The organism is Mycobacterium sp. SVM_VP21 (assembly GCA_024758765.1).
In the GTDB taxonomy this organism is placed as follows: domain Bacteria; phylum Actinomycetota; class Actinomycetes; order Mycobacteriales; family Mycobacteriaceae; genus Mycobacterium; species Mycobacterium heraklionense_C.
Window position 1 is genome coordinate 2,248,252 of sequence record CP101406.1, and the last position, 12,728, is coordinate 2,260,979.

The 12,728-nt window shown below is 65.8% G+C and carries 5 protein-coding genes; 4 read left to right on the forward strand and 1 reads right to left on the reverse strand.

From position 1 onward, the window contains the following. Positions 1-16 precede the first annotated feature (16 nt). Positions 17-2,014, reverse strand: coding sequence for a 4-alpha-glucanotransferase (gene malQ / locus NM962_10335; protein UVO14350.1), 1,998 nt, complete (start codon positions 2,012-2,014; stop codon positions 17-19). A gap of 158 nt (positions 2,015-2,172) precedes the next feature. Between malQ and glgX the strand changes: the two genes are divergently transcribed. The 4 genes from glgX (at position 2,173) to NM962_10355 (ending at position 12,723) form a co-directional block, all read left to right on the forward strand. Then, positions 2,173-4,371 carry a glycogen debranching protein GlgX gene (glgX, locus tag NM962_10340; GenBank protein ID UVO14351.1) on the forward strand — a complete coding sequence of 733 codons (2,199 nt, stop codon included), beginning with the start codon at positions 2,173-2,175 and terminating at the stop codon, positions 4,369-4,371. 3 nt (positions 4,372-4,374) lie between these two features. Further along, on the forward strand, positions 4,375-6,672 hold the full coding sequence (gene treY / locus NM962_10345) for a malto-oligosyltrehalose synthase (GenBank protein UVO14352.1): 2,298 nt from the start codon (positions 4,375-4,377) through the stop codon (positions 6,670-6,672). Beyond that, the gene (gene treZ / locus NM962_10350; GenBank protein UVO14353.1) at positions 6,665-8,407 is read left to right on the forward strand and encodes a malto-oligosyltrehalose trehalohydrolase; all 1,743 of its coding nucleotides are present in this window, start codon (positions 6,665-6,667) and stop codon (positions 8,405-8,407) included. Before treY ends, treZ begins: the two co-directional genes overlap by 8 nt. Positions 8,408-8,637: 230 nt before the next feature. Then, on the forward strand, positions 8,638-12,723 hold the full coding sequence (locus NM962_10355; GenBank protein ID UVO14659.1) for a bifunctional nitrate reductase/sulfite reductase flavoprotein subunit alpha: 4,086 nt from the start codon (positions 8,638-8,640) through the stop codon (positions 12,721-12,723). Positions 12,724-12,728 lie beyond the last annotated feature (5 nt).

A 12,728-nucleotide genomic window follows, 5' to 3' on the forward strand; every position in this document is an offset into this window, starting at 1 on the left:
CCCATTCCGGCCGTGATTACCTGGCAGACGATTGATGACCTTGGTCGTGCGAGAAGAACGCTGCGGTGCGGGCGATCCTCGGGTCCGTCCGCAACTGCTCAAGAGACTCCGGCAGGGGCAGACGCCAGTTCGGATATTGATCGACGGTGCCGGGCAGGTTGGGCTGAGAAGGCTCGGCCAGCACGTCGTAGGGGGAGAGGAGTTTCAGCCGGCTCGGGGTGGCCGCCAGAAAGCGGTGCATGGCATCGATGATCCGCGGCTCTGCCGGGGCCATGTCGTCCTGCTCGAGAAAACCTTCCGAGCGCAGCAGGGCGAGCCATTCGGCTCGCTCCTGCTCGGCGGCGCCTTGTGCGGCCGCCACGTCGTCGAGCAGACCCAGTTGGGCGCGTGCCCGTACGTGCTCGCCGCGAAAGAATCCAGCTGCCGTGGGCAGGTCGTGGGTGGAAATGCTGGCGGCCACTCGCGAAGGCCACGTCGACGGCGCAAGCAACGGCTGGCCGGGCGTCGATTCGTCACGGGTGAACCAGGAGACCGCGCACCCGAGCATTCCGTTGTCGGCCAGTGCCCGGCTGACTTCCGGTTCGACGGTTCCCAGGTCCTCGCCGATGACCACGGCGTTGGCGCGATGCGCCTCCAGCGCCAGCACCGCGAGCATGACGTCGGCGTCGTAGTGGACGTAGCTGCCCCGATCGGGGCTCTCGCCGGGCGGGATCCACCAAAGCCGCCACAAGCCGGCGACGTGATCGATGCGCACACCGTCCGCATGAGCCAGCACGGCTCGCAGCATCTCGCGTACCGCCTGGTAGCCGGTGTCCGCCAAGCGGTCCGGCCGCCAGGGCGGTAGCGACCAGTCCTGGCCGCGAGGGCTGAACGTATCCGGGGGCGCGCCGACACTGGCCTCAACGGCCAGTACGTCGGCCAGGGCCCATGCATCGGCGCCATCGCGGTCGACGCCGACTGCCAGGTCGTGCAGCACGCCCAGCGCCATGCCCGAGTCTTTGGCGGCGCGCTGTACCGCCAGCAGCTGCTCCACACAGCGCTGCTGCACCCAGGCATGAAACGCGACCCGCGGCGCGAGCTCGAGCCGCGCGGCTGCCACCGCGGCGCCGGTTGCGTCGTGCAGCGGCGCCGGCCACCTGGACCATCGACCGCCATGGCGTTCGGCCAGCGCGCAGTAGGTCGCCCAGTCACGCAACGCCCGCGTTCGCGACGACTCGTCGAGCGGGCAGGGGCGCCCTTCAGCACGCCAGAGCAACTCCAGGGCCGCGCGTTTGGCCGCCCAGACCAGGTCGTAGTCGATCTTCGTGGTGTCCGCGGCAACTCGCAGCGCATCGACTTCCGAACGGGTGGCTGGGTCGCACCGGCGGTAGGCGTCGAGGTCTTCGATGCGCAGTGCCAGCGGGTTGGCGAACCGACGGCTCGACGGCGTATACGGCGACGGCTGCACCGGATGCGTCGGTCCCGGTGCGTGCAGCGGATTGAGCAGCACCGCCCCGGCGCCGTGCTCGGCTGCTGTCCAGGCCACCCAATCCCGCAGGTCTGACAGGTCGCCGATGCCCCAAGAGCGGGCGGACCGCAACGCGTAGAGCTGCAGCATCCATCCCCACGCGACCGGCGGCTGCGGAACCCGGGCGGGCGCCGCCACCAGCGTGACTTCCCGGCCATTGCGCAGGTGAAGTTGATACCAGCCCGGCGACAGATCGGCGGGCAACTCCTCGCGCACGACCGTGCGCTCGCCCTGTTCGTTCACCAGAGCGGCGGCCCCGGGGAACGGTAGGGGAGTGCCCGTCACCCGCACGGCGGCCGTCGGAGCGGGAACGCCGGCACGTTCACGTTCGTCCAGCTTGAGCAACTCGCGACGACGAGCGGCGTCGCTGCCGGCCTCGACTTCGAGCAGTCGCAGGATCTGGACTACGACGTCGGCATCCACCTGCACCAACTCGCGCCGTTCGTTGCGGTAGGCGGTGGCTACGCCGTGCGCCGCCGCCAGCCGGCGTAGGTCATCGGGCGCCACGACAACGCCTATACCCGCCTGGGACGCATTTCAACTCCCCACCCCCCGCGAACCGATCGTAGTGTCCTTAGCCGGCGATAGTTTGACCGCCCGGCAAGCGGGTAGCCACCCTCGGCAAAGGCACGTGGAATCAGATGTCGTGACGAGATTGGGCGAGTATGGGCACTACCCGAAATCCGGCAAGGGTGGTCACCGCGGCCAGGGATTCAGCTGAGACCCCAGCTGTGTCGCCCACCGTCTGGCCGGGCAGCAGTGCCCCGCTCGGGGCCAGCTACGACGGTGGCGGAACCAACTTCGCCCTTTTCTCGGAGATCGCCGAGCGGGTCGATCTGTGCCTGATCGACGAGGACGGTGACCAGGCCTGCGTACCGCTCGACGAGGTGGACGGCTACGTCTGGCACGCCTACCTGCCGACGGTGTCGCCAGGACAGAATTACGGCTTTCGGGTGCACGGGCCGTTCGACCCGCCGGCGGGACATCGCTGTGATTCCAGCAAACTGTTGCTGGACCCCTACGGCAAGGCTTTCACCGGCGATTTCGACTTCGGCCAGGCGCTGTTCTCCTACGACATGGCAGCCGGAGACGGGTCGCCGCGCAACGAGACGCTGCCGAGGGTCGACTCGCTCGGGCACACCATGACCAGCGTGGTGATCAACCCGTACTTCGACTGGGCAACCGATCGGCCGCCGAAGACCCCCTACAACGAGACGATCATCTACGAGACACACGTCAAGGGCATGACGCAGACGCATCCGGACATCCCCGAGGAACTGCGCGGTACCTACGCCGGTTTGGCTCACCCGGTAGTCATCGACCACCTGCAGGCGCTCAATGTCACGGCTGTCGAGCTGATGCCGGTGCACCAATTCATGCACGATGACCGCTTGCTTCGGATGGGGCTGCGGAACTACTGGGGCTACAACACTTTTGGGTTCTTCGCCCCGCACAGCCAGTACGCGGCAAGCCGACAGCCGGGGGCGGCGGTCGCGGAATTCAAGGCGATGGTGCGCACCTTCCACGAAGCCGGCATCGAGGTGATCCTGGATGTGGTTTACAACCACACCGCCGAAGGCAACCACCTGGGCCCGACTATCAACTTCCGTGGCGTCGATAACGCCGCCTACTACCGCCTGGTCGACGACGACCGAACCATGTATATGGACTACACCGGAACGGGCAACAGTCTCAATGCGCGCAATCCGCACGCACTGCAGCTGATCATGGACTCACTGCGGTATTGGGTGACCGAGATGCACGTCGACGGGTTCCGTTTCGACCTGGCCTCGACGTTGGCCCGCGAATTCTATGATGTGGACCGACTTTCGGCGTTCTTCGACCTGATCCAGCAGGACCCGGTGGTCAGCCAGGTCAAGCTGATCGCCGAACCGTGGGACGTCGGTGAGGGCGGTTACCAGGTCGGCAATTTTCCCGGCCTGTGGACCGAATGGAATGGAAAGTACCGCGACACCGTGCGCGATTATTGGCGCGGCGAACCGGAGACGTTGGGGGAGTTCGCCTCGCGGCTCACCGGGTCGTCAGACCTTTACGAGGCCACCGGGCGCCGGCCGGGTGCCAGCATCAACTTCGTCGTCGCCCACGACGGATTCACGTTGCGCGACCTGGTCTCTTACAACGCAAAGCACAACGAGGCCAACGGCGACGACAACTCCGACGGGGAGGACCACAACCGGTCGTGGAACTGCGGCGTCGAAGGCCCCACCGACGATCCGAAGGTTCAGGAACTGCGGGCTCGCCAGATGCGCAACATCCTGGCCACCCTGCTGCTGTCCCAAGGCACGCCGATGATCGCGCACGGTGATGAGCTGGGACGCACTCAGCAGGGCAACAACAACACCTACTGTCAGGACTCCGAACTCGCCTGGATGGATTGGTCGCTGGCCGACACCAATGCTGACCTGCTGTCCTTCGCCCGCCACGTGACGCAGCTTCGCAAAGAGCATCCGGTGTTTCGCCGTCGCCGGTTTTTCGAGGGCCGCCCGGTACGCCACGAAGACGAGATCGGCGACATCGCGTGGTTCACCACCACCGGTCAGGAGATGAGCCAAGACGATTGGGACAACGGCTTCGACAAGTGCATCATGGTCTTCCTCAACGGCGAGGCGATCCGCGAACCTGACATGCGCGGCCAGCGGGTAGTGGATGACTCCTTCCTGCTGTGCTTCAATGCGCACGAGGAGACGGTCGAGTTCGCCGTTCCTGGCAAGGATTACGCTCAAGAATGGACGAAAGAATTGGACACCGCCGAGCCGACATCCCGGGCTGAGCAGGGTGCGCAGACCGGGGACGAGCTGCCTGTTGCGGGGCGTTCGCTGCTCGTCCTGCGGAAAGTGCGCTAACGCATGGCCCGCCCGGTGCTGTCCACCTACCGGTTACAGCTGCGGGGCGCAGACAGCGGTTTCGCGTTCACCTTCGCCGACGCCGAGAAACTACTCGACTATTTCGATGCACTTGGCATTTCGCACCTTTACCTCTCACCGATCATGACCGCGGTGCACGGATCGACGCACGGTTACGACGTCGTCGATCCGACTACGGTCTCTGCCGAACTGGGCGGCGCGCCGGGTTTGGCGCGGTTGTCGGCGGCTGCACGTGCCCGGGGGATCGGTCTGATCATCGACATCGTGCCCAATCATGTCGGGGTGCAAAAGCCGGAGCAGAACCCGTGGTGGTGGGATGTGCTGAAGCACGGCCGCTCCTCGCGGTACGCCGCATTCTTCGACATCGACTGGGACCTCGGTGACGGCCGAATCATTCTGCCGGTGTTGGGATCTGACGACGATATTGCCGACCTGGCCGTCGACGGCGAGTCGCTGCGTCTGGGGGATCTGGTGTTTCCGATCGCGCCCGGAACCGGCGGCGGCAGCGGCGCCCAAGTCCACGATCGCCAGCACTATCGTCTGATCGGCTGGCGCAACGGCAGCTGTGGATACCGCCGCTTCTTTTCGATCACGTCGCTGGCCGGCCTGCGTCAAGAGGATCGAGCAGTCTTCGATGCCTGGCACGTCGAGTTGGCGCGCTGGTTCGATGCTGGTCTTGTCGATGGTGTGCGGGTCGATCACCCGGACGGACTGTCGGATCCGCGGGGGTATCTGGAATGGCTGCGTGCGCTGGTCGGACCGGACGCGTGGATCGTCGTCGAAAAGATTCTGGCCGTTGACGAGTCGCTTGACCCAAGCCTGCCGGTGGCCGGCTCCACCGGGTACGACGCCCTGCGGGAGATCGGCGGGCTGTTCATCGACCCGAACGGTGAGCCGGCACTGACCGAGTTGTGCGAGACCGCTGGGGTAGACTATCGCGCGATGCCGGCCCTGCTGGCCGAGCAGAAGGAGATCGCGGCTGCTGAAACACTGGGCAGCGAGCTGGCGCGGCTGTGCCGCTGTGTGGCCAACGCTACCGGCGCTGATCATCCGTTACTGGCCGACGCCGTCCTGGCCTTGCTAGCGCACATCGGTGTCTATCGCAGCGACTATCGCGGGTTGGCGGCGATACTGCCGGTAGCGCTGGCACACACGCTTGCGCAGCGGCCGGAACTCGATGAGCCGCTGGCACTGCTCGTCGCAGGGATCTCCGACGGTGGTGAAGCTGCCGCACGGCTGCAGCAGCTGTGCGGAGCGGTGACCGCCAAGGCAACCGAAGACTGCGTGTTCTACCGGGACGCCAGACTGGTGTCGCTCAACGAGGTCGGCGGCAACCCGCAGTATTTCGGTGTGGGTTCGGCCGAGTTTCATCACCGGGCCGCCACCCGGGCGCGACGCTGGCCGCACACGATGATCACGCTGTCCACCCACGACACCAAACGCGGCGAGGATGTGCGGGCGCGCATCGGGGTGTTGTCCCAGGTTCCGTCGCTATGGGCGGAGTTCGTCGCCCGTTGGGAATCCACGGCGCCCTCACGCGATCTGGCAACCGGAATATTCCTGTGGCAGAACATTTTCGGTGTGTGGCCACTCGACGGTCGGGTGACCACCGCACTGCGCGAGCGACTGCACGCCTATGCGGAAAAGGCGGCACGCGAGGCCGACCGGCGGACATCGTGGCTCGACCCCGACACAGAGTTCGAGGGCGCGCTGCACCAATGGCTCGACGACATACTGGATGGTCCTATCGCTCGGGAACTGACCGAGTTCGTCGCTGAACTCGCTCCGCATATCGAAAGCGACATCCTGGGCCAGAAATTACTGTCTTTGACCGTCCCCGGCGTCCCGGACGTCTACCAGGGCACCGAGCTCTGCGATGACAGTTTGGTCGACCCGGACAATCGGCGGCCGGTCGACTACGACGCGTGCCGGGCGGCGCTGGAGTCCTTGGATCACCCGAAAATGCGGGTGGTCGCTGCGGCATTGCAGATGCGACGAGCCCGTCCCGACACGTTCCTGCACGGCAGTTATCGGCCCGTGCCGGCGTCGGGTGCGGCCGGAGAACACGTCGTGGCCTTTCGCCGGGGCGATGACGTGGTGGTGGCGGTCAGCCGGTGGACGGTGCGCCTGCAGGGCACCGGATGGGGCGATACGGTTGTCGCGCTGCCTCCCGGTACGTGGTCCGACGCGCTCGGCGGCGTCAGGCACAGCGGACCGGTCCTGGCCGTCGAGTTGTTCGCCGAACTACCGGTTGTGCTGCTGGAGCGTGTCGATGAGTGACTTTGCCGTCTGGGCACCCACACCGGCAGTTGTCGGCCTCGATGTCGATGGGGTGGCATACCCGATGACCCGCGCGGCTGGTGGGTGGTGGCGGACGACGCTCGACGTGGCGCCCGATGCCCGTTACGGCTATCTGCTCGATGACGACCCGCAGGTTCTCCCGGATCCGCGGTCCGCCCGCCAGCCCGACGGCGTGCACGCTCGCTCGGCGGTGTGGGATGAAGCCAGCCCGACCTGGACCGACGAGGACTGGGCGGGCAGGCCAGTCGAAGGTGCGGTGATCTATGAACTGCACGTCGGCACATTCACGCCCGCGGGCACATTCGATTCCGCCGTCGACAAGCTGGAACACCTGGTCGATCTGGGCGTCGATTTCGTAGAATTGATGCCGGTCAACGCCTTTTCCGGCGCGCACGGCTGGGGATATGACGGTGTGCTGTGGTACGCGGTGCATGAACCCTACGGCGGCCCGAACGGGTTGGCGCGCTTTGTCGACGCCTGCCACGGCCGGGGCCTGGGGGTGCTGATCGATGCCGTCTTCAACCACCTTGGGCCGTCCGGGAATTACCTTCCTCGCTTCGGGCCGTACCTGTCGGACGCACGTAACCCGTGGGGTAACGCCATCAACATCGATGGACCGGACTCCGACGAAGTGCGCCGCTACATCATCGACTGTGCGCTGCGCTGGATGCGGGTCTTCCACGTCGATGGCCTACGGCTGGATGCCGTGCACGCGCTGGTGGACACCACAGCGATCAATATTCTTGAAGAGCTGTCGGCCGAAACCGACGCGCTTGCCGCGCAGTTGGGTCGTCCGCTGTCGCTTATCGCGGAAAGCGATCGTAACGATCCCCGCACCATCACCCGTCGCAAGGACGGTGGCTACGGGATCACCGCGCAATGGGACGACGACATCCACCACGCCATCCACACCGCGGTATCCGGTGAGCGGCAGGGCTATTACGCCGACTTCGGCAGCATGGCCACCTTGGCGACCACCTTGCGTAACGGGTTTTTTCATGCGGCCACGTACTCCTCGTTTCGCCGCCGGCGTCACGGCCGGCCGCTGCCGATCTCGCAGATTCCGGCTACCCGCCTGTTGGCCTACACCTGCACCCACGATCAGGTCGGTAACCGAGCACTCGGTGACCGCCCGTCGCAGAACCTGACCGCCGGACAACTCGCGGTCAAGGCTGCACTGGTACTGCTGTCGCCTTATACCGCAATGCTTTTCATGGGAGAGGAATGGGGCGCGCGCACCCCGTTTCAATTCTTCACGTCACATGAGGACCCGCAGGTGGCACGCGCCACCGCCGAAGGCCGCAAAGCCGAGTTCGCCGAGCACGGCTGGAACGCCGACGAGATCCCCGACCCGCAGGATCCCGAAACCTTCCACCGGTCCAAGCTGGCCTGGAGTGAGCTGGAGAAGCAACACCATCTGGAGCTGCTGCGCGTCTACCGGGAGCTGATCGGGCTACGCACTGAAATCGATCCGGCCGGTCCCTGGCTGAGCCAGCTGGTGATCGACTACGACGAGGACAGGCGATGGATCGCCATGCGCCGCGGTCCGCTTCTGCTCGTGTGCAATCTCAGCGAGGACCCGGTGAGTGTGCCGGTCTGCGGCGATCTGGTACTGGCGTGGGGATCACCAAGGTTTGAGACCGATAGCACCCGGTTGCCAGGACATTCGTTCGCGGTGCTGCGTCTGGGCCAGAAGCCCTTGGTCGCGGAGTGATTCACGCAACACTTCTCCCGCGATGAAGTCGGCATCACCCCCGGTCAGCAACTCCGCAGGAATATCGCAACGCGTGGTAATGGTCCGGAAATGATCTTGAAACCTGGGCGCGGCAGGGTGGCGGCAAGTCCCGCAACCGCAGGAGGTGACCTTTCGTGCCCACCCCCGACGATTCCCAGTGCGCAGAGGCCGTCAGTACTCTCTGCGCCTACTGTGGGGTCGGATGCGGCATGGTGCTGCAGGTCGAAACCGATGCGGCCACCGGGCGCCGCCGAGTAGCCAAATCCAGCGGCGACCAATCTCATCCGACCAACTTCGGCCGGTTGTGCACCAAGGGCGCCACCACCGCCGATCTGCTCGCCGCGCCCGGCCGAATGGAGTCGGCGTTCATGCGACCCGGCCGCGACGAACCCGTCGAGCCGACCGACGTCGATACCGCCATCACCCACTGCGCCAGCCGGTTACGGGCGATCATCGACGAGCACGGGCCCGACGCCGTAGCGCTCTACGTCTCCGGGCAGATGTCCACCGAGGCGCAATACCTGGCGAACAAGCTCGCCAAGGGCTTTATCGGCACCAACCAGATCGAGTCCAACTCGCGGCTGTGTATGGCCAGCGCGGGCAGCGGCTACAAACAGTCGCTCGGCGCCGACGGGCCGCCCGGCTCCTATCAGGACTTCGACCACGCCGACGTTTTCTTCGTGATCGGCGCGAATATGGCCGACTGCCATCCGATTCTGTTCCTGCGGATGATGGACCGCGTCAAGGCCGGCGCCAAGCTGATCGTCGTCGACCCGCGCCGCACTGCCACCGCGGAGAAGGCCGACCTGTTTTTGCAGATCGCGCCCGGAACCGATCTGGCGCTGCTCAATGGGCTGCTGCACCTGCTCGTCGCGAATGGCCACCTCGACGACGAGTTCATCGCCGAGTACACCCAGGGTTGGGAGGTCATGCCCAGCTTCCTTGAGCAGTTCACACCGCAGGCGGTGGCTGAGCTCACCGGAATCCCCGAGGCGGACATCCGCACCGCCGCAGCGTGGATCGGCGAGGCGGACAACTGGATGAGCTGCTGGACAATGGGACTCAACCAGAGCACCCACGGAACCTGGAACACCAACGCCATCTGCAATCTGCACCTGGCCACCGGGGCCATCTGCAAGACCGGCAGCGGGCCGTTCTCCCTGACCGGTCAGCCCAATGCGATGGGTGGCCGGGAGATGGGCTACATGGGTCCGGGCCTACCCGGCCAGCGCAGCCTCGTCTGCGCCGACGACCGTGAATTCGTCGAGGGCATCTGGGGTATCCCGCCCGGCTCGCTGCGCACCGAGGTGGGCGCCGGCACCATCGACATGTTCTCGCGGATGGCCGATGGCGAGATCAAAGCGTGCTGGATCATCTGCACCAACCCGGTTGCGACGGTGGCGAATCGGAAGACCGTGCTGGAAGGCCTGGAACGAGCCGAGTTGGTGATCGCCCAGGATGCATTCACCGAGACCGAGACCAGCGCCTACGCCGACGTGCTGCTGCCGGCGGCGCTGTGGAGCGAGTGCGACGGAGTGATGGTCAACTCCGAGCGCAATGTCACGCTCTTTCAACAGGCGGTCGACCCGGTCGGGCAGTCGCTGCCGGACTGGCAGATCATCGCCCGCGTCGCGGCAGAAATGGGATACGCCAAGGCGTTCGACTATTCCAGCGCCGAAGAGGTGTTCGAAGAGATCAAACGATTCGCCAACCCCAAGACCGGCTACGACCTACGCGGCATCACCTACGAGCGATTGCGTCAGACGCCGATCCAGTGGCCGTGCCCGCCGGAGAGCGCCCAAGACCGTCACCCGATCCGCTACCTCAACGACGGGGCCAGTCAGACGCAGCTGGTACGCGAGGACGGCAGCGTGCCGCGGTTGGCGTTCGCGACCGAGTCCGGCCGCGCGGTCTTCTTCGCCCGCCCGCACCTGCTGCCCGACGAGATGCCCGATGACGACTATCCGTTCCTGCTCAACACCGGACGGCTGCCGCATCAGTGGCACACCATGACCAAGACCGGAAAGGTCGCCAAGCTCAACAAGCTCAACCCGGGACCGTTCGTGGAGATCCACCCCGACGACGCCGCCCGGCTGGGCATCGTCGGCGACGACCCGGTGGAGATCGCCTCGCGCCGGGGCCGGGCCGTGCTGCCGGCGGTGATCACCGACCGGGTGCGTCCGGGGAACTGCTTCGCACCGTTCCACTGGAATGACGCGTTCGGTGAGTACCTGTCGATCAACGCTGTCACCAATGACGCCGTCGACCCGACATCGCAACAGCCCGAGTACAAGGCGTGTGCGGTGACCTTGGCCAAGGTGGTTGTGGAATCGCCGCTCGAACTGGAAGCGCCCGGTATGCCTCAGTCGGGGGAGACAGGCCTGGACCGAGTGGACACCCTTATCGAATTATTCGGGCTCAGTGGGGAATCCGTGACCACGGTGCCCTCATTCGCTCCCATGGAGCGCATCTATTTGAGTGGATTGCTGACCGCACTCCGCACCGAGGCGGGGCGCAGCGCAACCGGTGTGCCGACAGTGCCGGCCAATGCCCCGCTGGAGCCGGCCACCCGAATGTGGGTCGACGGACTGCTGGCCGGGCTGTACTCCCGGCACCCCACGCCGGCGGCTCCCTCGCCGTCGACCCGACCTCAGGCCGACGGGTCGCGGCATGAGTCAATCGTGGTGTTGTGGGCCTCGCAGACCGGTAATGCCGAAGAGGTGGCGACCCGCTGTGCGGCTCACCTCGGCGAGGCCGGACTGCCGGTCGCGTTGCACACGATGAACGACTTCCCGGTGACCGGCCTGTCGGCAACCCGACAGCTGATCGTGGTCTCGAGCACCACCGGTGACGGTGACCCGCCCGACAACGGCGCTGTCTTATGGGAGGAGTTGTCCGCCGACGGGACACTACAACTCACCGATACCCGCTACGCCGTGTTGGCGCTGGGCGACTCCAACTACGACGACTTCTGTGGTTACGGGCGCAAGCTCGACACCCGGCTTGCCGAACTCGGCGCTACCCGAATCCTGGACCGTGTCGACTGCGAGCCCGATTACGACGACGCCGTGGATGAGTGGTTCAGAACGCTCCGCGGGGCCCTGAGCGCCGTGCCGACCCCGGCTGTGGACGAGGTTGCGGCCGGAGTCGCGGTCCGCTCGTCGAGGGAACCGCGTCGGTACAGTAGGAAAAATCCGCTGCTCACCCGGCTGCTGCGTAACACCGTGCTCAGCGGCCCGGGTTCGACGAAAGAGGTCCGGCAGCTGGTGTTCGCGCTTCCCGAAGCGACGCTGAGCTATCAGGCCGGTGATGCACTCGGGGTGTGGCCACGCAACAGCGCCGCGCTGGTAGACGAATGGCTGACGGTGACCGGCCTCGATGGCACCCACGTCGTCGAGCTCGCCGAGCACGGTTCGATGCCGTTGCGTCAGGCGCTGGTCGAGCGATTCGAAATCGCCCGTATCACCGGTGATTTGCTGCGGCTCGTGGCGCAGCGCAGCCAAGATCATGAGCTCGTCGAACTGTTGCGGCCGGAGAACAAGGCTGCGCTGTCGGATTGGATGTGGGGTCGTCAGTCGGTGGATGTGCTGGCCGCAATCCCGATCCGGGCCACCGTCGAAGACTGGCTTGGCGTGCTCAAACCGCTGACACCGCGGATGTACTCGATTTCGTCGGCATGCATCGACAACCCCGGCGAGGTGCACGTGACGGTAGGCGCGGTGCGCTACGAGTGTCGGGGGGTGCCGCGCGGCGGCGTCTGCTCGACATATCTGGCGGACCGAAGCGATGATGCTGAGATCGGCATATTCGTGCAGCCCGCCAACCATTTCCGGCCGCCGGCGGACCCCAATGCTCCGATGATCATGATCGGGCCGGGTACCGGCGTCGCGCCGTTCCGCGGTTTTCTGCAGCAGCGCCGCGCGCTCGGGCATCGCGGGCGCAACTGGTTGTTCTTCGGCGAACGCAATGCCGCCACGGATTTCTACTATCGCGACGAGCTCAGGGACATGCACGCCACCGGTTTTCTAACCGAACTCGATCTGGCGTTCTCCCGCGACCAGCCCGAGAAGGTCTACGTACAAGACCTGCTCCGCGCGCGCGGCGCGCAAGTGTGGGAGTGGTTGCAGGACGGCGCGCACCTCTACGTGTGCGGCGACGCCAGCCAGATGGCCAAGGAGGTCGACCGCGCGATCTGCGATATCGCCGCGCGACATGGGCTGCTCGCCCGCGACGCCGCGAAAGCCCATGTGCGGGCGCTGTCGTCCGCCGGGCGCTACCAGCGCGACGTGTACTGAGTGCG